This is a genomic window from Sulfitobacter albidus, from assembly GCF_018200035.1.
In the GTDB taxonomy this organism is placed as follows: Bacteria; Pseudomonadota; Alphaproteobacteria; order Rhodobacterales; family Rhodobacteraceae; genus Sulfitobacter; species Sulfitobacter albidus.
Genome location: NZ_CP073581.1, coordinates 844,062 through 866,073, shown reverse-complemented (window position 1 = coordinate 866,073; position 22,012 = coordinate 844,062). Strand labels below are relative to the sequence as shown.

The 22,012-nt window shown below is 65.9% G+C and carries 13 protein-coding genes; 5 read left to right on the top strand and 8 right to left on the bottom strand.

Going from position 1 to position 22,012, the window contains the following annotated elements:
• The first annotated feature begins 42 nt into the window (after nt 1-42).
• Nucleotides 43-1,131 (top strand): AI-2E family transporter, encoded by a 1,089-nt coding sequence (locus KDD17_RS04150; protein WP_254796885.1) that lies wholly within the window; start codon nt 43-45, stop codon nt 1,129-1,131.
• Here KDD17_RS04150 and KDD17_RS04145 read toward each other — a convergent pair.
• The 3 genes from KDD17_RS04145 to KDD17_RS04135 form a co-directional block, all read right to left on the bottom strand.
• Nucleotides 1,128-2,528: a TRAP transporter large permease gene (locus KDD17_RS04145; protein WP_212705413.1), complete on the bottom strand. Its 1,401-nt coding sequence runs from the start codon at nt 2,526-2,528 to the stop codon at nt 1,128-1,130. The two genes, KDD17_RS04150 and KDD17_RS04145, sit on opposite strands and share 4 nt — an antisense overlap.
• Entirely contained in the window at nt 2,528-3,157 is a 630-nt protein-coding gene (locus tag KDD17_RS04140) for a TRAP transporter small permease subunit (protein WP_212705412.1), read from the bottom strand. Before KDD17_RS04140 ends, KDD17_RS04145 begins: the two co-directional genes overlap by 1 nt.
• Before the next feature lie 139 nt (nt 3,158-3,296).
• Nucleotides 3,297-4,316 carry a C4-dicarboxylate TRAP transporter substrate-binding protein gene (locus KDD17_RS04135; protein ID WP_212705411.1) on the bottom strand — a complete coding sequence of 340 codons (1,020 nt, stop codon included), beginning with the start codon at nt 4,314-4,316 and terminating at the stop codon, nt 3,297-3,299.
• A 399-nt stretch (nt 4,317-4,715) separates the two neighbouring features.
• On the opposite strand from KDD17_RS04135, the gene acs reads away from it, so the two are divergent.
• Together acs and KDD17_RS04125 are read left to right on the top strand one after the other, a co-directional pair.
• Nucleotides 4,716-6,668: an acetate--CoA ligase gene (gene acs, locus KDD17_RS04130; RefSeq protein WP_212705410.1), complete on the top strand. Its 1,953-nt coding sequence runs from the start codon at nt 4,716-4,718 to the stop codon at nt 6,666-6,668.
• Between the two features lie 96 nt (nt 6,669-6,764).
• The gene (locus tag KDD17_RS04125) at nt 6,765-7,277 is read left to right on the top strand and encodes a flavin reductase family protein (RefSeq protein WP_212705409.1); all 513 of its coding nucleotides are present in this window, start codon (nt 6,765-6,767) and stop codon (nt 7,275-7,277) included.
• On the opposite strand, the gene KDD17_RS04120 is transcribed toward KDD17_RS04125, so the two are convergent.
• Nucleotides 7,271-11,569, bottom strand: coding sequence for a translocation/assembly module TamB domain-containing protein (locus KDD17_RS04120; RefSeq protein WP_212705408.1), 4,299 nt, complete (start codon nt 11,567-11,569; stop codon nt 7,271-7,273). The two genes, KDD17_RS04125 and KDD17_RS04120, sit on opposite strands and share 7 nt — an antisense overlap.
• Nucleotides 11,570-11,592: 23 nt before the next feature.
• On the bottom strand, nt 11,593-13,401 hold the full coding sequence (locus KDD17_RS04115) for an autotransporter assembly complex protein TamA (protein ID WP_254796884.1): 1,809 nt from the start codon (nt 13,399-13,401) through the stop codon (nt 11,593-11,595).
• 273 nt (nt 13,402-13,674) lie between these two features.
• Between KDD17_RS04115 and KDD17_RS04110 the strand changes: the two genes are divergently transcribed.
• Nucleotides 13,675-14,952 (top strand): flavin-dependent oxidoreductase, encoded by a 1,278-nt coding sequence (locus KDD17_RS04110; protein WP_212705407.1) that lies wholly within the window; start codon nt 13,675-13,677, stop codon nt 14,950-14,952.
• A gap of 23 nt (nt 14,953-14,975) precedes the next feature.
• Here KDD17_RS04110 and KDD17_RS04105 read toward each other — a convergent pair whose 3' ends face one another.
• Both KDD17_RS04105 and KDD17_RS04100 read right to left on the bottom strand, forming a co-directional pair.
• A complete protein-coding gene (locus KDD17_RS04105) occupies nt 14,976-15,377 on the bottom strand; it encodes a thioredoxin family protein (protein WP_212705406.1) in 402 nt (133 codons plus the stop codon).
• Nucleotides 15,378-15,391: 14 nt separating this feature from the next.
• A complete protein-coding gene (locus KDD17_RS04100) occupies nt 15,392-16,105 on the bottom strand; it encodes a cytochrome c biogenesis CcdA family protein (RefSeq protein WP_212705405.1) in 714 nt (237 codons plus the stop codon).
• A 159-nt stretch (nt 16,106-16,264) separates the two neighbouring features.
• On the opposite strand from KDD17_RS04100, the gene pcaC reads away from it, so the two are divergent.
• The gene (gene pcaC, locus KDD17_RS04095) at nt 16,265-16,645 is read left to right on the top strand and encodes a 4-carboxymuconolactone decarboxylase (protein ID WP_212705404.1); all 381 of its coding nucleotides are present in this window, start codon (nt 16,265-16,267) and stop codon (nt 16,643-16,645) included.
• A gap of 51 nt (nt 16,646-16,696) precedes the next feature.
• Here pcaC and KDD17_RS04090 read toward each other — a convergent pair whose 3' ends face one another.
• A complete protein-coding gene (locus KDD17_RS04090; RefSeq protein ID WP_212705403.1) occupies nt 16,697-21,871 on the bottom strand; it encodes a beta strand repeat-containing protein in 5,175 nt (1,724 codons plus the stop codon).
• Nucleotides 21,872-22,012 lie beyond the last annotated feature (141 nt).

Below are 22,012 nucleotides of genomic sequence, written 5' to 3'. Positions count from 1 at the left end.
GCCTCGCGCGTTTGTGATGATGCACCATAAAGGGGACCGCCCGTGACCGATAACATCGCCTCGATCCGTCGATCCCTGCAATTGCTGTGCGTGATCGCCTGCTTTGTCACCGCCTATTTCGCCAAGGATCTGATCCTGCCGGTCCTTCTGGGCTTTCTGCTCGCCCTGACACTGAGCCCCGTGGCGCGCGGCATGGCCCGCATGGGCATCCCCAGCGGCGTGTCGGCGGTGCTGCTGGTCGGCACAGCGGGGGCGATGATATTCGTTCTTGTGGGGCTGTCGGCCAATACCATCAGCAGCTGGTCGAACGAGCTGCAGACCATGGGGGCGCAGATCCAGTCGCGCCTTGCCGGCATGGCCGACACTGTCGAGACCGTGCGCGAAACGACAGAGCAGGTCGAAAAGATCAGCAAGGGCGGTGAGGACGATCCACAGCGTGTCGTCGTCGAGCAACCCGGCCTGCTGAGCAGTGCCATGAACGCGGGCGTGACCCTCGGTGGCACGATTGCGGTGATGCTGGTGCTGGCGCTGTTCCTGCTGGCATCGGGCAATCTGTTCTACGTGAAACTGGTGCAATCCTTTCAGACCTTCACCGGCAAGAAACGCGCGTTGGCGGCGGTTTACGACGTGGAGCGGCGCGTGTCGCGCTATCTGCTGACGATTACGCTGATCAACGCGGGGCTGGGCCTGTGCGTGGGCAGCTTTCTGTATCTGCTTGGCCTGCCCGGCGCCTATATCTTTGGGATCGCGGCATTTTTGCTGAACTTCCTGCCCTACATCGGCGGCGTGATCGGATCGGTGATCGTCGGCGCCTACGCGATCATCACCTTCGATACGGTCGGTTATGCCCTGCTGGCGCCGCTAGGCTATCAGGCGCTGACCACGATAGAGGGGCAGTTCATCACCCCTTGGCTGGTGGGACGGCGCCTGAACATGAACACCGTGGCGGTTTTCTTGACAGTGGTGTTCTGGGGTTGGCTTTGGGGCATCGCGGGCGCGCTGATCGCGGTGCCGTTCCTCGTGGTGTTCAAGGTCGTGTGCGAGAATGTCGAGGCGCTGCACCTGATCGGCAACTTCCTCGACAGCTCGGAACAGCGGATGGAAACGGCGATGAACGAGCCCGAACCCTAACCCGCAAGCGACGGCAGCCACAGCACGATTCCGGGGAAGGCCACCAGCAGCGCGATCGTCACCGCATCGGCGAGGAAGAACGGTGTGACCCCCTTGAACACGTCCTGCACGGTCAGATCGTCCCGCACCCCCGCCACGACAAAGCAGTTGAGCCCGATGGGCGGGGTAATCAGACAGAACTCCGCCATCTTGACCACCAGGATCCCGAACCAGATCGCACACATCGGGCCCGACATGCCAAAGGCACTGTCGGCGGCAGAGACCAGCTCCCCTCCGTTGAGCGCCATCACCGCCGGGTAGACCACCGGCAGCGTCAGCAAAAGCATCCCGATCGCGTCCATGAACATGCCCAGCACGGCATAGGCCAGCAGGATGCAGATCAGGATCGCGATCGGCGCCATGTCGAGCGATGTGATCCAGTCGGCAAAGGCGTCCGGCAGCTCCGCAAAGCCCAGAAAACGCACGTAGATCAGCACGCCCCAGATGATCGAAAAGATCATCACCGTCAGCTTTGCAGTATCGAGCAGCGCGTCCTTGAGCTGTGCCCAGCGCATCCCGCGATAGAGCGCCATCAGGAAGATGATGAAGGCGCCCACCGCGCCACCTTCGGTCGGCGTGCCCCAGGCATCGCCGAAGGGGTTGTAGACAAAGAAGATGATGATTACGACCACCGCCACGATGGGCAGCGCGGGCGGCAGGCTTTCGAACCTTTCTTTCCAGGTGAATCCGCTGACCGGGGGGCCCACGTTCTTCCAGATCATCGCGATGCCCACGATCATCGAGCCATAGACGATGGCCGAGAACATCCCGGGGATGAAGCCCGCGAGCAGCAGCTTGCCCACGTCCTGCTCCACGATGATGGCGTAGATCACGAGGATCGCGGAGGGCGGGATCAGCGAGGCGAGCGTGCCGCCTGCGGCCACGACCCCGGCCGCGAATTGCTTGTTGTACCCGATCTTGAGCATCTCTGGGATGGCAATGCGGGCAAAGACCGCCGCCGTGGCAACGCTCGCGCCGGACACGGCGGCAAAGCCCGCCGTGGCGAATACGGTCGAGACGGCGAGGCCGCCGGGCACCCAGGCGATCCAGCGTTTGCACGCCTCGAACAGCGCGGTCGTCAGCTTGGCGTAATAGGCCAGATAGCCGATCATGATGAAGACCGGGATCAGGCTCAGCACCTGCGCGGAGACTTTGGAATGCGGGGTGAGCCCCGCGATTTTCGTGCTGATTTCAACGGCTTTCCAAAAGCGGTCGGGGTCATAGTCAAACCCGTTCCAGCGCAGCCAGACCAGCCCGACAAAGCCCGCAAGCCCCGCGGCAAAGGCCACGCGCATGCCGAGGATCACCAGCACCAGCATGGCGGCTGAGACGTAGATGCCGATTTCGATGGGTTCCATCAGTCGGCCCCTTCCAGTGCCTTGGCCTCGATACGGGCCTGTTCAGCGATCGTCAGTGTCATGGGGACGGCCACAGGATTTTCCAGACCGAGGATGAAGGCCCGCCCGTATCCCCATGTTTGCAAAAGCAAACGCAACGTCAGCACCGCGAAAGCGATGGGCACGACCAGCTTGGACGGCCAGATCGGGATACCGATGTCGATGGAGCTGTCACGTGAGCACAGCGGCCGCGCGCAGTCGAACGAGCGGTCAAAATGCTCCCACGCGCCCCAGGTCAGAAAGACGATCAGCAAGAGCATCAGCAGGACCGAGATCAGCTCGAATAGCCAAAGGATACGGCCCTTTAGCGCGCCCACCAGCATGTCCATGCGGATGTGGCTGCCGTCGCGCTGCACGTAAGAGACACCCATGATGGCGATCACCGGCATCGCGGCTTCGATATAGTCGACATAGCCCGCGAGCGGCGAGGCGAAAAACTTGCGCCCCGTGACGGAATAGGCCGCCAGAAACATCAGCGAAAAGATCGCGAGGCCCGAAAGAAGGGCCGCGAAACGCTCGACGGGCAGAAGCCATCGGTCGAGTTTGCTCAGTAGGCTGGAATCCTCCAGCACCGCGGCAGATCCTGCCATGATGTTCCCTCCCCTTGGGCCCGGACGGGGGCGTCTTTGGCCCCTCTTTTCGGTAAAATCAGCGTGTCACACGGTGTGCACACGACGTACACCGCCCGTGCACCGGCTGGCACACGGGCGGTGACCGTTTCAGGCGGGTTTAGCTGCCGCCGGCTTTCGCCTCTTCGAGGGTCTTGACGACCAGATCGTAGAGTTCCTGACCCGGCAGTCCCTGCCCTTCCATGTCGGCGATCCAGGCGTCGCGGATCGGCGTTGCCGCCTTGGCGCGGAATTCCTCGATCACCTCGGGCGCGATTTCGACCTTCTGCACGCCCTTCTCTTCGAGAACGCTGTCCCAACGCTCCAGAAGCTCGGCGTAGTTGGCGAGGTAGTGATCGAGCGCCTCGTCCACGGAGCTGTCGAGCGCTTCACGCTCCGCATCCGAGAGCGACTCGTAGGCGTCGATGTTGACGACCACCGGGCAGTTCACCGTGCCGGGGTTGAGGTTGGCGGTCCACCAATCGGCCTCGTTGATGGTGCCGAAGGACAGATGCGCGTGCTGGGCAAAGGCCACCGTGTCGACGACGCCGGATTCCATTGCCTGAAACGCCTCGGTCGCGGTTACGGAGGTGGGCACACCGCCGACGGCTTCAAACGCCTGACCCAGACCACCGGTCGCACGGACACGCATACCGTCGAATTCGGCCAGCTCATCGCGCGGCTCGCCGGTGCCGACGAGGTTGTACTGCGGCATCGGCGAGGTCATCAGCAGCTTGGCGTTCCACTGCGCCATTTCATCGGTCGCGGCGGGGTGGGCATAGACGGCCTTGGACACGGCCACTTCCTGTTCAAGGTTCTCGACGCCGAGGAAGGGCAGCTCAAGCACGGTGATCACGCGGTTCTTGTCGCGGTGGTAGCCCGCGCAGAACTGCGCCATCTCGAACGCGCCGATGGAAATGCCATCGAGGTTTTCGCGGTTCTTGCTGAGGCCGCCGTAGCTGACGTTCATGGTGAATTCGCCGTTCGTCTTTTCAGACACCAGCTCGGCGATTTTTTCGACGTGCTCGGTAAACGCACGGCGCTTGCCCCAGACGGAGACATTCCATTCGGTGGCCATCGCCTCGGCGGCGAAAGCAAAGGACACGGTGCTGGCAACGGCACCCACGATAAACTTGTTCATTTCTCTCTCCCGTAGTGTTTTTGGGGCCCGTCAGGCGGGCCGCTCCGCTTTTGCGGAATGAGCGTGAGCAAAGCGGCTCACGTGCCGAGTTTCAAGCATTTCCACCGGAAATCTCGAAACCGTTGATTTTGGACGCGTTAACAGTCGCTTGCGCGGAAACCGCCGCGTACCGCCGCCGACACCTGCGGCAGCCCCTGTCCGAATTTCCGCACAGGCGGTGCGGAATCGTGGCCGCGCGCCTGCGCCAAAGGTCGGATTTACACCCTTTACCGTTTGGCGGAAAAAACTTTACACAAAGGCCGGGAGGGCCGCGCAGGCCCGTTCCCTTCGCCCCGCAGCCGCCCTAGGCTGTGCCGCAATACGACGCCGCATGGCGCAGACAACGACGGAGGAGATCCCATGGCCGAGACGGCAAAAACATACCCGCCCAGTGATGATATGGCCGCATGTGCCCACGTGGACGCGAGCCGCTACGATGCAATGTACGCGGCCTCGCTGAACGATGCCGACGCGTTCTGGGCCGAGCAGGCCGGGCGGATCGACTGGATCAAGAAACCCACGCAGATCAAGGACGTGGATTTCACCCTCGGGAATGTGTCGATCAACTGGTATGCCGACGGTCAGCTGAACGTGTCGGCCAACTGCATCGACCGGCATCTTGAGACGCGCGGCGATCAGACGGCGATCATCTGGGAGCCCGACAGCCCCGATGAGGCCGCCCAGCACATCAGCTACCGCGATTTGCACGCGGGCACCTGCAAGATGGCCAATATCCTGCGCGATCTGGGCGTGGGCAAGGGCGACCGGGTCATCATCTATCTGCCGATGATCCCCGAGGCCGCCTATGCCATGCTGGCCTGCGCGCGCATCGGCGCCATTCATTCGATCGTCTTTGCCGGTTTCTCGCCCGATGCCTTGGCCGCGCGGGTGCAGGGATCGGACGCAAAGGTGGTCATCACCGCCGATGAAGCGCCCCGCGGCGGGCGCAACACGCCGCTTAAGGCGAATGCCGATAAGGCGCTGGCAAACTGCGACGCGTCCGTGAAATGCCTGACCGTGCGGCGCACCGGCGGCGATGTGGCGTGGGATGACGCGCGCGACGTGGATTATACCGCGCTGGCCAAGGAAGCATCGGACACCTGCGAACCTGCGGTGATGGACGCCGAAGACCCGCTGTTCATCCTCTATACTTCAGGCTCGACCGGCATGCCAAAGGGCGTGGTGCACACCACCGGCGGCTATCTTGTCTATGCCGCGCTGACCCATGAGACGACGTTCGATTACAAGGATGGCGATATCTACTGGTGCACGGCGGATGTCGGCTGGGTCACCGGGCACAGCTATATCGTGTACGGCCCGCTCGCCAATGGCGCGACGACGCTGATGTTCGAGGGCGTGCCGACCTACCCCGACGCGAGCCGGTTCTGGCAGGTCTGCGAAAAGCACAAGGTCAATCAGTTCTACACAGCCCCCACCGCGCTGCGCGCGCTGATGGGACAAGGCAATGATTTCGTCACCAAATGTGATCTGAGCGATCTGCGCATCCTCGGCACCGTGGGCGAGCCGATCAACCCCGAGGCGTGGAATTGGTACAACGAGGTCGTGGGCGGCGGGCGCTGCCCCATCGTCGACACCTGGTGGCAGACCGAGACTGGCGGGCATCTGATGACCCCCCTGCCCGGCGCGCACGCGATGAAGCCCGGATCGGCGATGAAGCCGTTTTTCGGCGTGCAGCCCGTGATCCTGGAGCCGACCACGGCGGAGGTCATCACCGAAAACCCCGCCGAGGGCGTGCTGTGCATCGCTGACAGCTGGCCGGGGCAGATGCGCACCGTCTGGGGTGATCACGAACGGTTCGAGAAGACGTATTTCAGCGACTACCCCGGATATTACTTTACCGGCGACGGGGCGAAGCGGGACGCGGATGGCGATTATTGGATCACCGGCCGCGTGGACGATGTGATCAACGTCTCGGGTCACCGCATGGGCACGGCGGAGGTCGAAAGCGCGCTGGTCGCGCACCCCAAGGTCGCGGAAAGCGCCGTCGTCGGCTACCCGCACGACATCAAGGGGCAAGGCATCTATTGCTACGTCACGCTGATGGGCGGCGAGGCGCCATCGGACGCGCTGCGCAAGGAGCTGGAAACCTGGGTCCGCTCGGAGATTGGGCCGATTGCCAAGCCGGACCTGATCCAATGGGCGCCGGGCCTGCCCAAGACACGCTCGGGCAAGATCATGCGGCGCATCCTGCGCAAGATCGCCGAGAACGACTATGGCGCGTTGGGCGATACCTCGACACTGGCGGATCCGTCGGTCGTCGATGATCTGATCGAGAACCGGATGAACCGCTAGGCAATCGGGCCGGCGCCCCGCGCGCCGGCCCGTTTCGCGCGGCTGCGGCCCCGCGCGCACTGGACAAACCCGGCCCTGCGTGGCACCGCGTGGGGCATGACAGCGCCCATGCACATCATCACCCCCGATGCGACCAACACCGACACCCTGCGCCGGGCCTTCGGGCAATTCGGCACGGGCGTCTGCGTGATAACGGCGCAGACCGATGCGGGGCCGCTGGGGATGACCGCGAATTCGTTTTCTTCCGTCTCGCTCGACCCGCCGTTGGTCTTGTGGTCGGCGGCGCGCTCCTCGGCGCGCCACGATGCGTTTGCGCAGGCGGCGGCGTTCTGCATCCACGTGCTGCGCGACGATCAGGGGGATCTGGCGCAGCATTTTGCCCGGCAGGGGCATGATTTTAGCGGGATCGACTGGGCCCCCGGCCCCGCCGACACGCCCACGCTCACCGGGTGCAACGCCACGTTTCACTGCGCGCGCTACGCGGTGCATCCGGCGGGCGATCATTCGATCATCCTTGGCCAGATCACGCAGGCCGCCCTGCAATCGGGCGACCGCGACGGGCTGCTGTTCAAAAAGGGTCGGTTCGGCCGGTTCGACCCGGATCAATAGTCCCGCTCAAAGAAGATCCCGAGCGATGAATTCCCGTCCGACCCCAGCGTCGCCTTGCCCTTGAGGTTGGGCGTGATGTCGAGGTTGAGCGAGACATCGGCCGTACCGTCGGAGGCCGCCGTCACATCCGTATAGACGTTATCGGTGAGGTATTTGCCGATGCGCAGCGCCGTTTCTCCGTCGTCGGTGGTGGTCACGTCCAGATCATCAAGGCCGAACTGGTCGCGCAGGTTGCCCACCACGCCGTTGCCGCCGCGCCCGGCGAGCGTGGCCACGGCATTGGCCAGTTGCAGCGCCTGAAACGCCGAAATCTCGGAGATGTTGCGCCCGAAGAGAAGCTGGGCCAGCACCTCGTCCTGGGGCGCTTCGGGATTGGAGGAGAAGGTCACATCGGGCGAATCCGCCGGCCCTTCGACGATGACGCTCACCGTGCCGCTTTCGGTCGAGGTGGTGGTGACAAAGCGGATGTAGGGCACAAAATCGCCCTGGAAGGTGGCGGAGCCTTCTTCGAGGTCAAACCGTTTGCCGAGGATGTCGAGGCGCCCGCGCTGAAGCTCGAACCGGCCCGCCGAGATGATGTTGTTCGTGGTGCCCGTGAGGCGCAGGGAGCCGCCAAGCTCCGCATCGAGGCCGCGCCCGCGCACAAAGATGCGGCCCGGCGCGTTGATGTCGATCGCGAGCGGATAGCCGCCCGAACCGCCGCCGGAGGCGGTGGGATCGCTTGCCGCCCCCTCCTCCAGCAGGCCCGCACGGTCACGCGTGGCGCGGTTGTCGGCGGGGGCGCCGATGTGGGTAATCGGTGGAATGTCCCCGATGCTGGTCAGGCCCGTCGAGGGCACGGTCACAACCGTTTCGCCCACATTGAGATCGCCCGCGATGCGCGCGCCGCCGGCGAGCGGGCCGTTGATGTTCACATTGCCGTCGATGGTGGTGCGGTAAAGGCGCGGATCCTGCACGACAACGCCCTGCAGCGCGATGGCCAGATCGGCGGGAAGGCCGCCGCCCAGACCGATCCCGCCCGTGGCCGTCAACCCGCCACCGCCCGTCGCTGCCGCGCGCACATCGAGTGCTGCGCGGCTGTTGGCGAGGCGGATATCGGCGCTGATGCCTTCCAGCCCCAGCCGCAGGTTGGGCGCGGTAAAGCTGGCGTTGCCCGTTCGGATGGTGCCGGTCACAGAGCTGAGCGCCGGCGGCCCGTTCACCGCCAGATCGAATTGCGCGATGCCCTGCAGCACGCGCGGCTCAAGAAATGGCTGCGTGAGGCCCAGCGGCGCCTGTCCGGCGACATCAAGATTGAGCGTGCCGCTATCGGCCACGGTGCCCGCAACGCTGGCCCGCGTGCCCGCAGGCCCGGCCACATCGGTATCGAGGCGCCAGCCGGTGCTGACCTTGTTGGCGGAGCCATCGACGCTGAGCGGGCCGTTGATCTGATCGACCAGCCGTCCGATATCCGGCATGGCAAAGCTGAAATCGACCGCCGCCTGCGGGCCTGTCACCACCCCTTCGACGCGCGCGCGGCTGGAATAGGGGCCGGTGGCGTTGGTGTTGACGCGCAGGCCCGCCTCGGTCTGCTGCACGGAACCGGTGGCGGCCAGCGCCCCGTTGATGCCCGGCGCAAAGGCCGCGACATTGGGGGCGTTCACGTCGAACGTCAGCGACATGTCGGGCCCGGTGGCCAGCCCTTCGACCAGCGCGCGCGATCCGGCGGGGCCACGCGCGTCGGTATCCACGAAAAAGCCACGCTCGGTCTGGCGCACGCGGCCTGTTGCGTTGAGCGGTCCGCGCGCCTGCGGCACCAGCGGCGCGAGATTGGGCACGGCAAGGTCAAACGCGATGTCCACCGCCGGGGTCAGCGCGCCCTGCACGCTCAGATCGGAGTTGTAGGGGCCGGACGCTTCGGTATCGATTTCAAAGCCGTCGTCCGTCTGGCGCAGACGACCCGTGGCGTTCAGCGGCCCGTTCACCTGCGGTGCCACCGCCGCGACCTGCGGCAGCGAGACGTCGAACCCGATGTCGAGCGCGGGCGTGAGCGTGCCGGTGACGCTCAGATCCGCGTCGTAGGGGCCGGAGGCGTCGGTGTCGATCTCGAACCCGTCGGCGGTCTGGCGCAGGCGACCCGTGGCGCGCAGCGGGCCGCTGACCTGCGGCGTCACGGCGGAAAGTTCGGGCAGCGAGAGATCGAATGCCACGTTGACGGCGGGGGTAATCAGCCCGTTGATCGTCGCATTGGCGTCATAGGGGCCGGAGGCGTCGGTTTGCAGCAGGTAGCCTTCGGGCGTCTGGCGCAGGGAGCCGTTGGCGCTGAGCGCGCCCTCGATCCCCTCGGCAAAATCGCTGATGCGCGGCACGCGGGCGGAGAAATCAATATCGGCGTCCGGTCCGGTGGCCAGACCGTCAACGCGGATCTGCGCGTCATAGGGGCCGTCGGCGTCCACATCCACGCGCCAGCCGATCGCGTCCTGCGTGGCCGATCCGGTGAGCGTGACCGGCCCTTCGTACTGGGGCAGCACGGTGGAGATGTCGCGCAGCGTCAGATCGGCGTCGACACGGCTGTTGTCGGTGGCAAGCTCCGCACTGCCGATGAAAAGCAATGCGGGGTTGTTGAGCTCAAGATCGCGCAGGAAAGTGCCGTTGACGTTGCGGATGGCGCGCAGGTTGAGATCGGTGCGTCCTTCGAGCAGCGCGTCGGCCTGTGCGATGCCGGTGATGATATCTTCGGTCGTGCCTTGCGCGGTCAGATCGAAGGTGCCCGACAGCGCGCCGATCTCACCGGCCAGTTGCAGGGCCGCGGCGCCCGCCAGCTCGCGCCCGGCGAGTGCGGAAAAGCGGCTGAGATCGGAGGCGGTGAGGCCCGCATCAAGCGTGATGTCCACGCCGGAGGTCAGGTTGTCGATCGACAGATCGCCGGTCAGCCCGTAATCGCTGCCCTCAAGATCGAGGCCCGAGATGCGCATCGGCTGATCGGTGAGGTAGTTGATATCCGCGCGACCCGAGATCTCGGGGCCGATCGCCTCGGCCAGCGCGGGATCGGCCAGCGCAAGCGCCTGTGTCGCAAAATTCACCGCGCCGCGCAGCTGGCCGATGCCGCCGTTGGCACCGCTGAGCGTCCCGGTCGAGCGCAAGGTAACCTGATCGGCCTGCGCCTGCGCCGTGACGAGATTGGCGATGTCGAACACGGCCTGATAGGCCTCGCCATTGGCCACGTCGTAATCCACGTCGAGGGCGATGCGCCCCACAGTCACGTCGCCGTTGCCACCCGGCAGCAGAACCGGTTCACCGTCGGCGCGCGCCACGGTGCCCTCAAGGTCGATGCGTTGCGGCCAGCCGTCGGGGGCCAGCGCCAGATCGCCCGTCAGATCCACCGCCGCCGCCAGCAGCGCCAGATCCGAAACCGCGATGGACCCGTCCGCGCCGATCAGCGCGTCGGCGCGCAGCGATACGTCGCGGCCAAAGAAATCGCGGTATTCGGGCAGGATGATTGCCGTCAGATCGCCGCCGATGTCGGCGGTGATGCGGCGGTCGGGATCGGCGGCGTCGCCTTCCTCGGCCAGATTTATCTCACCGGCGAGGCGTTCCTCACCGTCGGTGTCCAGTTGCAGGGTGATCGGCAGATCGCTGAGCGGTCCCGCGGCGGTGAGCGTCAGATCCACCGAGGGCGTGCCGGGGATGTTCATCAGGGTGGCGGCGATACCGTCCTCGGCCTCTTGCGCGGTGATCGCCAGATCCAGCACGTTGTCGCGGCCCAGCACGGCGGTGATATCGAACACCCCGCGCGCGCCGTCGATGCGGCTGGCGGTGAATTTCGCGTCCAGCCCGGTGTCGTTGAGCTGCGCGCGCGCCTCAAGGCTGAGGCTCACGGCCTGGCCCAGAATGCTTTCGCCAAGGCTGATTTCATTGGCGTTCAGCTGTTCGATGTCGATGGAGACCGGCAGATCGGGCAGCGTGGGAAAGGTAAACGGCTGCGCCTCGGCGGAGGGCAGCGCGTCGGGGTCGCCGTTGGGCAGGCGTGCCAGATCAATCAGCGCGGCGCTGAGCTCTTCGACCTCGAGCCGCCCGCGCAGCAGCGCCGAGCGGTTCCAGTCAAGCACGACGTCTTCGAGCGTGAGCCAGATGCCCTCGTCGTCCGCGATGGTCATCCGGTCAAAGGATGCGCTGGAGCTGAGCGCCCCGCGAAAGCCCACGATATCCACATCGCGGCCCGCGCCGCTCAGCACGTTCTGGATCTGGCGGGTGAGGAAGCCCTCGCCCTCTTCCTGTGCTGCGGCGGGCTGCACCGCGAAGGCGAGCAGCAAGAGAAAAACCTTGAAAAAACGCATTAAAATGCCTGCCCGATACCGATGTACACCTGGAAATTCTCGTCCGATTCAGGGCCCGAGACCGGCACCGCCACGTCGAGCCGGATAGGCCCCACGGCGGTGTCGTAGCGCAGGCCAAGACCCGCGCCCGAGTGCCACTCGCCCGAGCCGTCGTAGAATTCTTCCTCACCGACGTAGCCTGCATCGGCAAACCCCACGAGGCTGATCGCATCCGTCACGCCCACGCGCACCTCTGCCGAAAGCCCCACGAAGGCGCGCCCGCCCGCCGTCTCGTCGCCCACCGGCACGCCGAGGATCTGGTATTCCTGCCCGCGCACGGTGCCGCCGCCGCCGGAATAGAACAGATAGTCGGCCGGCGCCTCCGAAATCTCGGGGCCGAAGACCGAACCGACCTGCCCGCGCAGGGCCAGCGTGATCGGGCGCGCCTCGCCAAAGGTGCGGTAGGCGCGGGCGTCGAGATAGCTGCGGATGCCGTTGTCGGAGCCTGCAAGCGCCACGAAGGGCGTCGCGGAGGCATTGATATAGTAGCCGTTGCGCGCATTCAGCGAATTGTCGCGATAGTCGAATTCGGCGCTGAGCGGCAAGGTCAGCAGGGTGTATTTATTCTCGCCAAAGACATCGCGGGTCTCGGCCCGGCGCAGGCCGACGCCTAGGGTATAGGTCCGCTCCTGCGAGGCGATGCGTTCGATGCCCGCCTCAAGGTCAAGCTGGCGGGAGAAGAAGAACTCCTCGTCGAGTTGCTCAAGCTTGGCGAGCGCGTAGAAATTGGTGTCTTCGTTGAAGGTCGCGGGCCGGTCGAACCGGGCGCTGAGCGTGTAATCCTCGCCGCCTGTGCTGCCGCCGATGCCGGTGATTTCGGCGTCAAAGCGCAAGCGCTCCGCCCCGCCCAACAGATTGCGGTGCAGCCAGTAGGCGCTGAGCGACAGACCTTCGAGGGTCGAGACCTCTGCGCCGAAGCCAAGGCGGCGTTTGGGCGCGTCGGTGGTCTGAAGCTCGATCGGCAGGGTGTTGTTCGGGCCGATCGCGTCCGCCTCTGACAGGGCGACGGCATTGAAGGCCCCCGTGCGGCGCAGCCGTTCGGTGGCCAGCCGGATCTCTTCGGGCGAAAAGACCTCTCCGGTGGGCAGACCCGCGATGTCGATGATGCGCTGGGTGCGCACATCGCTTTCGCTGAGCACAACGAGCGGGCCGAAGGTCAGCCGGGGGCCGGGCGACAGGGTCAGATCGGCGTTGATCTGGCGCTGAGGGTGATTGGCGGTGATGTCCTGGCCGGTCAACGCGGCCTTGGCGTGGCCCTGTTCGCGCCAGCCGTCGACGCCCGCATCGGCGGTCGATTTCAGGATGCCGAGGCTGGCGGTTTCACCGGGGGCGAATTGCTCGGGCAGGTCTGTGCCCTCGGCCACGGGCGCGATTTGTGCCCGGCCAAAGGTGAAGCTGGGGCCGGGATCGACGGTGATGACCACCGCGCCGATGCTGGCGGGCGGCTGCACCGGCGGGATCGACGCCGCCTCGCGCCCGTCGACGGAAATGCGCACCGCCCCGCTGAAGCGTCCGTTGTCATAAAGCACGGCAAGAAGTCGGCGGTAATCGGCCTGTGCGGCCGCGAGGATCTCGGCGGTGCTGGGGGGATTTTCCTCAAGCAGGGTCTGTTCGATCAGGAGCGATCCGCCGCGCAGGGCATCGCGCAGATCATCGTCTTCGACGCCATTGAGACTGACATCCGCCGCGAAGGCGCCCGTGCTCATCACTCCCCACGCAACAAGGCTGACGCCCGCTGCGCGCATCACCGCTTTCGCCGTTCGCTTCACACACTCTTCCTCAAACTTGGCGCGGCATTTCGGGCGCTTGTGCGCTCTTTGAAATCCGTACCGTGACACACGCTTGGCCGGTAGTATCGTCGCAGACACCCGAAGGTGCAAACCACAAAGGCGCGATTGGCCGCCGATCTTGCGGCTAACTTACACTGCGGGGCAAAATCGGCAAGAAAATGCGCATCACGTTTCGCGTTAAAGCAGAGTGCGCGGCGCGTTGACTTCACCTGCGCGGGATCCGCATAGTTCGCGCGCGAGGAGGGGTTTTGCATGACGGTATTGATCGCGGGCGCCGGGATCGCGGGGCTGGCGCTGGGGCTGAGCCTGCATCAGATCGGCGTGCCCTTCCGGGTGATCGAGGCGCGCGCGGCGGTGCAGCCGCTGGGGGTGGGCATCAACCTGCAACCCAACGCGGTGCGCGAGCTGTACGATCTGGGGCTGGAGGGGGCGCTGGACGACATCGGCGTGCCGCTGCGCGACTACCGATTGCTGACGACCTCCGGGCTGGAGTTGTGGCGCGAGCCGCGCGGGATCGACGCGGGATATCGCTGGCCCGCCTATTCGGTGCACCGGGGGCGGTTGCAGATGATGCTCTACGAGGCGCTGCTGGCGCGCGCGGGGCCCGATGCGGTGCTGTGCGGCTGGCGCGCGACGGGTGCGGAGACGCGCGGGGCACAGGCGGTACTGCATCTGCGCGCAGCGGACGGGGCGGAACGACAGATGACCGGCGCGCTGGTGCTGGGTGCGGACGGGATCCATTCGGCGCTGCGCGCGCAGATGGTCCCGGACGAAGGCCCGCCCGCGTGGGGCGGCGCGGTCCTGTGGCGCGGCACCACGCAGGCGGTGCCCTTTGGCGGCGCGGCGACGATGGCGCTGGTGGGCGAGCCGGGATTGCGGTTCGTCACCTATCCGATCAGCCGCCCCGACCCCGACACCGGGCTGAGCACGGTCAACTGGATCTGCAATCTGCTGCGCGATCCGGCACAGGGCTACGCCCGCGAGGATTACGCGCGCGGTGCCGATCTGGCGGATTTCCTGCCCGCGTTCGAGCGGATGGTGTTCGACGGGCTCGACGCGCCCGCGCTGATCCGGGGCGCGCGCGAGGTGTTCGAATACCCAATGGTCGACCGCGATCCGCTGGAGCGCTGGACCCACGGGCGGGTGAGCCTTTTGGGCGATGCGGCGCATGCGGCCTATCCCGTGGGATCAAACGGCGCCGGATCGGGGATCATCGACGCGCGCTGGATCGCCGCCGAGATCGCCGCGCGGGGCTGCGAACCGGCGGCGCTGGAGGCCTATGAGGCGCGGCTGCGCCCGGCGACCAGCGCGATGGTTCTGGCCAATCGCGGGGCGGGACCGGACAAGATCATCGATACCTTTGCGGCGCGGGCGGGCGACGGGGCCACCGATGTGGCCGATGTCTTTACCGACGACGAGCGCGCCGAGCACGCCGCGCGCTACAAACAGATCGCGGGCTACGGCGTGGCGCAGACCAATGATGCGGCCCCCATCGTGCCGCCCGAGGCGCGGCGGCCGCTGCCGACGTAGGCGCGCGCCCTGCCCCGCGCGGCCTAAAGGCCTTTGCGCATAAGGGCCTTGATATCCGCCTCGGACGTGCCCGCCACGAGACGGCCCAGCTCGGCCTCGCCGCGCAACACCAGGAGGGTCGAGCGGCGCGGGATGCCGCGCGCGCGGGTCACGGGGTGGCTCTTGAAATCATCCCAATCGACCTTCACGAAGGTCATCGCGGCGTCATAGGCCGGATCGGCGGCGCGCAGGGCGTTGATCACCCGCTCCTGCCGTTTGCAGGTGCTGCACCACGTGGCGGAATAATCGACAAAGACGGTCTGCCCTGCGGCGAGTGCCTCACGGATCAGCCCGTCGCGGTAGGTGACGAAGCCTGCGGCGTGGCTCATCCCGGGGGCGAACGCAGCGGTGGCAGTGGCGGCAAGCAGGAAGTGACGGCGGTTCATGGCAATATCCTTTGCTAGACGGAGACGGAAAGATCCTGAAGCCAGATCGGCATGACATCGAGCAGCCAGCCTTCGAGCATGTGGTGCACGTTGAGCAGCAGCATGCCGCCCACGGCGATGAAGGTGACGCCGATGATCGGCTTGGCCCGCGCGGCGAGCCCGCGCAGGGATTGGGCGCGGCGGGTGATCGCCTCACGCGCGCCGAGGCCCAGACCGACGATCAGCGTCGACACCCCGGCGGCAAAGGCGACCATGATCGCCGTTACGTAGCCCAGGTTCTGCCCCTGTGAGGCCAGCGCGATGGCCCCGCCCAACGTGGGGCCGATGCAGGGCGACCAGACGGTGCCGAGCAGCAGACCGCCCAGAAACTGACCGCCCAGCGATCCGTGATCGAGCCCGCCCATGCGCGCGTCGGCGCCGGCGGCGATGCCGGCCGTCGCCAGCTCGAACCGCCGCGCGAACATCGGCAGCACCAGCATGAGGCCAAAGACGATCATCAGCACCGCGCCGATCTGCGCCAACCGGTCCTGCGTGAGACCCACGGCCGCGCCAAAGGCGGTGACAAGCACGCCAAAGACGACAAAGCTGACGCTCATCCCGGCGGCGAGCGCCAGAGGCCCCGCGCGATTGGCGTTGAGCGCGCCGACCAGCACGATGGGCAGCACCGGCAACACGCAGGGGTTAATCAGCGTCAGCAGGCCGGCAAGATAGGCAAGCAGGAATTCCATGGGGGCGTCCAGAGCTTGTGCGGGATTGCGGGCAGGATACCGAAGGGGTGCGGCGTGGCCAGCCCCCGCCCCTTCACATTCGCGTGGGGATGCCATGCGCATTGTCGGGCGCGGATGGGGCGCTATGATCGCGCGAACAACGCTAAAAAGGAAGTGCCGATGTCTGATCGTATGAAGGAGGGCGCGCGGGTGCGCCGATCGGTGCTGGGGGATGCCCATGTGGACCGCGCCGAGGCCGCGCAGACCGACTTCGACGCGCCCTTCCAACGCCTGATTACCGAAGGCGCCTGGGGCACGGTCTGGGCCGATGACACGATCCCGGCGCGCGAGCGGTCGATGCTGACGCTGAGCCTGCTGGCGGCCACGGGCAATTTCGACGAGATCCCGATGCATATTCGTGCCACCGCCAGTACCGGCGCAAGTCCGCAGGATGTGATGCAGGCGTTCCTGCACGTGGCCGTCTACGCAGGCGTGCCGCGCGCCAATCACGCGATCAAGCTGGCCAAACAGACCTACGCCGAGATGGGCGTCGATTTGTGACAGTGGCCCGCCCGGAAGGTCCGGACGGGCCACTGATGCGGCGCAACGGCGTCAGATGACGAGAAAGTCGCCCGCATCGAGGGTGGGCAGGGTGTCGAGCCGGACAAAGCCGGTCGCCGCCCCCGCCCCGTTGCCATCCCCGTCAAAGGAGACAAGACCCGTCGTGGTATTGTAGAGTACGCGGTGATCGGCGGTGGTGGCCAGACCGTCGGCGCTGGCAAGAAACGCCGCTGCGTCGAGCGTGCCCGCCGTCAGACCCGCAAAAACCGCGCTGTCGAGTGCCATCACGTCCTCTGCGCTGACAAAATCGGTGATGCGGTCCAGATTGCCCGCGCCCAAAGCACTGTCAAAGACGAAGCTGTCCGCACCGGCGTCGCCGCGCAGCACGTCATTGCCGTCGCCGCCCGAAATCGTATCGTCGCCCGCGTCACCGAACAGGAAATTGCGCGCCCCGTCGCCGGTCAGACTGTCGCCCGCCGCAGAGCCGCGCAGGTTTTCGAAACCGGTGATCGTATCACCCGTGGCGTCCCCTCCGCTGGCCGATGATGCGCCGGACAGATCGACTGTCACACCCGTGGTGGAGCTGTTGTAGAGCAGCCAATCCGATCCTGCGCCGCCGTCGAGGCTGTCGGCGCCGACACCGCCGCGAACCACGTCATCCCCGTCGCCCCCGGTGATCGTATCGTCACCGGCATCGCCAAACAGGAGGTTATCGCCTGCGTCGCCGGTCAGCCCATCGGCGAAGGCGGAGCCGCGCAGGTTCTCGACACCGGTAAGGCTGTCGCCCGTGGCGTGGCCGCCCGTCGCGGTGCCGCCCAGCTCCACGGTGACCGCCAGATCGGAGGTGTTGTAGGTGACCCAGTCAAGGCCCGCCCCCCCGTCGAGGCTGTCGGCACCGGCGCCACCGCGCAGCACGTCGTCGCCGTCGCCGCCGGTGATCGTATCGTCGCCCGCATCGCCAAAGAGCATGTTGACGCCGCCATCCCCGATCAGCACATCGTCGAGCACCGTTCCGCGCAGGTTTTCGATATTGGAGAGAACGTCGCCTGCCGCGTCGCCGCCGCTGGCCGTCCCCGCACCCAGATCTATGGTCACGGCGCTTCCCGTGCCCGAATAGACCGCCCAATCCAGACCATCGCCACCGTCGAGCGTATCCGCCCCCGCGCCGCCGCGCAGCACGTTGACGCCGGCATCCCCGGTCAGATCATCATCGAAGGAGGAGCCGTCGATGTTTTCGATGTTGCTGATCACGTCGCCCGTCGCATCGCCGCCGGAGGCTGTGTTTGCGCCCAGATCGACGGTAACGCCGGTGCCGGAGCCCTTGTACATCACCCAATCCACACCGACACCGCCGTTGATCGTATCCGCGCCGCCATCGCCGCGCAGCACGTCATTGCCGAATCCGCCCGTCAGCACATCGGCAAAATCCGATCCGCGCAGCTTTTCGAAACCGGAGACAAGATCGCCCTCGGCATGGCCGCCGCTGACGTTTTGAACGCCAAGACCATTCGCCGTCAGGTTCCCGAGGATGGCCGCATCGGAGCCATTGTAGAGCAGCCAGTCCGACCCGTCGCCCCCGGTCAGCACATCGGCGCCCGCGCCGCCCAGCACCGCGTCATTGCCGTCATCCCCGCCCAGCGTATCGTTGCCGTCGAGCCCGATCAGCACATCGTTGCCCGCATCCCCGGCGATGACATCCGCGCCGGTGGTGCCGATCAGCACATTGTCCGCAGCCGTGCCTGCCTGCACATCCACCAGATCCGCGATGTCCATGTTGACGGTCCCGAGCGCCACATCGCCGGAGCCGTCGTCGAGCGTCAGCGCGACCGTGGCCGCATTGTCACCGATCACGTCGAGCGCGCCGGTGAATTGCACGGCGGCGGCATTGGCGAGATAGGCGTTGAGCGCGGCGATGGCGCCTGTCAGCGTCAGCACGGCCGTGCCGGTGCCGCCGACCGTCACACCGCCCGCGTCCGCCGCGCTCAGCGTGCCGTCGCTTGCGGTAAGCGTCAGGGTCTGCGCACCGGCCTCGTCGACGTCCGCCAGTGTCACGCCCGACAGATCAAGGTTCCCCGGCGTCTCTTCGAGAACCGCCGCATCAGTGGGAAGCCCCGTCGCCGTGGGTGGATCGTTGACCGGCAGCACGAATACCGCGACCGTGCCAAGCGTCACGTCGCCTGTGCCGTCAAGATCGTTGAGCACCACGCTGAGCGTGTCGCCGGGAAGGCCAAAATCATCCGGTGCGCTCAGGTAGGAGACGGCACCGGAGGTCGCAAAAAAGCCGTTCACTTCCGCAAGGCTGCCCGTCACGGTGATCGTGGAGGTGCCGCCGCCGGTGACGAGCGGCGAGGCGATGGTGGAGAGCGTGCCCTCCGCCGCCGATATGCGGACGGTCATGTCGCCGCTGGCGTCCGCGTCGCTGATGACGATGCCCGACAGGTCGAGTATCGACAGGATATCCTCGGTGCCGGCGACAGAGGGGGGCAGCGTGCCGGTGGGCGCCGCGCCGATTGTGAAGGCTGTGGTCGACAGGGGCACGGAGGTGGCCGACAGGGTCCAGTTCGCCTCGTTGTTCAGCGCGGCCTTCAGATCGCCCAGCGCGCCGCTGAGCGGTCCGTTGTAGGTCGCCGTCTCGGTCTCGGAGCTGGAGGTTCCGACGGGCCCGCGGCCCAGGGAGATCGCGTTGACGCCATCCGTCAGCCCTCCGGGCACCAGCGAGCTTCCGGTGCTGTCGACATAGACGGTGTCCCACTCAGTCCCTTCGAACTGCACGGCCGTCAGATTGGTAATGCCCGTGCCGGTCGCGGTGGCGGTGCCCTGATAGGCGATCAGCTGGTCGCCAGAAGTCGACAGGCTGAAAGTGGATCCGAAGTGTCCGCCGTCGTCCTGCGCGTTGATGGTCGGATCGGTCGCCACGGCGCCGGAGTCCGACGCGACTTCGATCACGGTCCCTGCGCTGATCGCCGTGGGCGCGATCCATTCCAGCATCCCTTCGCTGGTGGTGCGGAAGGTCGTGCCGGTCCAGCCTGCATCGGTGAATTTGATCGACGTCCCCGCGACGACATCCGTCAGCAGCACAAAGGTAAACCCTTCGGGTGCGGCGGCGTTGAAGCCGGTGAAGGCGATATCGCCCGCCGCCAGTGTCGTGCCACCGCCCGCCGCACGGCCCGAGCCATTGACCGCAAAGGAAAATGCAGGCTCGTCCGGGTCATCGCTGGGGATGTTCACGACCGCCTCGCGCAGGCCCGCGGCAGAGGCGTCAAAGACCACCGAGAACGTGAGCGAGGTTCCCGCCGGAATGGTCGACGTTCCGGGGGGCGTTATCACGAAATCCCCGGCGTCATCGCCGCTGACGCTAAGGGTGCCCAGCGTCAGATCGGCTCCGCCGGCATTGCGGATCGTGAAGGTTTGCGATGACGTGCCCGCGCTCACGTCGACCGCGCCGAAGGACGTGGCGTCGGTATCCGAAGGAGTCGTATCCCCATCCACGATGCTGATCGCGGCGCCCTGCACGTCGATGTCGGGCACAAGCGGACCGGTCGCGAATGGCCCCGTCGGGATCGTCTGACCGCCGGTCGCATCGGTTCCCGACCAATTGGTGTCATTGTTGATCGCCGCGCGCAGATCCGCGATCGACGCCTGCGTGCTCTCGATCCAGATGCCCGAATTGAAATCGGTCGTGGCATCGGCGCCGAAGGAAATCGCGTTCACCCCATCGGTCAGCCCAAAAGGCACCGCGCTGTCGCTGGACGCGGTGGAGGTCAGATCGTATTCCGACCCGTCGTAATGCAGCGATGCGAGGTTGGTCGAGGTTGCCGTACTCGCACTCAGCGTGCCCTGAAAGGCGGTGATCGTGTCACCGCCCGAGGAGGGCGCGAAGTTGAACGCGGCAAAGCCGCCCTCGGTCGATTGCTGGAAATCACGGTCGTAGGTAGGCAGGCTCGTATCATGGATGACGACCGCACCGGCGGTGAAGTCGGTGGGGGCGGTCCATTGCACGACGCCCTCGCTTGCGTTGCGCCAGGCGGTGCCGGTCCAGCCCATGTCGGTGAATTTGATGACTGTCCCGGCAACGATATCGGCCAGCAGCACGAACCCGAACTCATCATTGTCGGAGTTGAAGCCGACAAAGGCCACGTCGCCCGCGCCCAGCACCGTGCCGCCGGTGGCCAGTGATCCGTTGCCGGTGACGTCAAAGCTGTAGCTGCCCTCGTCGGCGTCGTCATTCGCCACGGTGATCGTGGCCGTGCGGGTTCCGGCGGCGGTGGGGTCGAACGTCACCTGAAAGGTTGCGCTGCCGGCGGGCGCGATGGACGCGGGCGGCGGCGTCGAGACGGTGAAATCGCCGCTGTCGGCGCCCGAGACCGTCACGCCGCTGATGTTGAGCGTGGTGCCGCCGGTGTTGTTGATCGTGTAGGTCTGGGTGGTCTGGCCGCCGGTGACCTCTGCCGCGGCAAACACGGTGCCTTCGGCGGCGCTGGGGGTGCTGTCGCCGTCCACGATCTCCCCCCCACCGTTGTTGATCAGGATCTCGGCGGGCGTGGCCGCGCCGCCGATGGTGAAACTGCCCGGCGACAGATCGAAGGCGATGGGATCATTGCTGCCTGCCCAGTTGCTGGGCGTGTGGATCGCGGTGCGCAGGAATGCCTCGCTGCCCGAGGTGGGGCCAGTGTAATAGCCGTTGTCGAATTCATCGGGGGCCGCGCCCGAGGTATCCACGAAATGCAAGGCGGTCTGGCCCAGCACGAGCCCGGTCGGAAGCTCGGAATCAGACCCTGAAGCGGTAGCGACGAAGCCAGCGGGGCGGTTGGTAAACGCGGTGATAGGCGTGATCGCCCCGCCCGCAGTGCCCTGATAGGCGATGATCTGATCGCCGGCGCTGGAGTACGAATAGCTCCCTATCCCAAGAAACGCGTTATCGACCTCATCGACGACTGTTCCGGTGTTGGCGGTGTGCGTGCCTGTTGTGGCCGCACCCGTTTCGATGCGCACGACTGTCCCGGCGCTCAGGGCGGTGGTCGCGGTCCAGGAAATGGCACCTTCCCCCGCAACCAGATTGGACCCGGCCCATTCGGTATCCGTGAATTTGATTTCCGTGCCCGCGTCGATCGCACGGAACAGCACAAAGGAGATCCCATCAATCGAGGTGCTTTGCGTATCGGCGGTCAGGGGTTTTTCGGAGTTGTATCCAACAATGGCGATATCGCCCGCGCTCAGGGTGGTCATGGCTTTGTCCTGTCAAAAAATTCGTCAAAAAAGAGATGAGTGCATAGAGCCTTAACGAAGGCTGAAAATAAAGTGATTTGTGCCGCAGACCGCAAACTTCCCGCGCCTCGCGGGTGACGATGTGCATTCCACATCCTCGCA

What these genes read in the sequence shown, in the direction of transcription:
- KDD17_RS04145 (WP_212705413.1), bottom strand. Translation starts at nt 2,528, where the DNA reads ATGGAACCCATCGAAATCGGCATCTACGTCTCAGCCGCCATGCTGGTG.
- KDD17_RS04110 (WP_212705407.1), top strand. Translation starts at nt 13,675, where the DNA reads ATGACGGTATTGATCGCGGGCGCCGGGATCGCGGGGCTGGCGCTGGGG.
- acs (WP_212705410.1), top strand. Translation starts at nt 4,716, where the DNA reads ATGGCCGAGACGGCAAAAACATACCCGCCCAGTGATGATATGGCCGCA.
- KDD17_RS04140 (WP_212705412.1), bottom strand. Translation starts at nt 3,157, where the DNA reads ATGGCAGGATCTGCCGCGGTGCTGGAGGATTCCAGCCTACTGAGCAAA.
- KDD17_RS04125 (WP_212705409.1), top strand. Translation starts at nt 6,765, where the DNA reads ATGACAGCGCCCATGCACATCATCACCCCCGATGCGACCAACACCGAC.
- KDD17_RS04135 (WP_212705411.1), bottom strand. Translation starts at nt 4,316, where the DNA reads ATGAACAAGTTTATCGTGGGTGCCGTTGCCAGCACCGTGTCCTTTGCT.
- pcaC (WP_212705404.1), top strand. Translation starts at nt 16,265, where the DNA reads ATGTCTGATCGTATGAAGGAGGGCGCGCGGGTGCGCCGATCGGTGCTG.
- KDD17_RS04100 (WP_212705405.1), bottom strand. Translation starts at nt 16,105, where the DNA reads ATGGAATTCCTGCTTGCCTATCTTGCCGGCCTGCTGACGCTGATTAAC.
- KDD17_RS04090 (WP_212705403.1), bottom strand. Translation starts at nt 21,871, where the DNA reads ATGACCACCCTGAGCGCGGGCGATATCGCCATTGTTGGATACAACTCC.
- KDD17_RS04105 (WP_212705406.1), bottom strand. Translation starts at nt 15,377, where the DNA reads ATGAACCGCCGTCACTTCCTGCTTGCCGCCACTGCCACCGCTGCGTTC.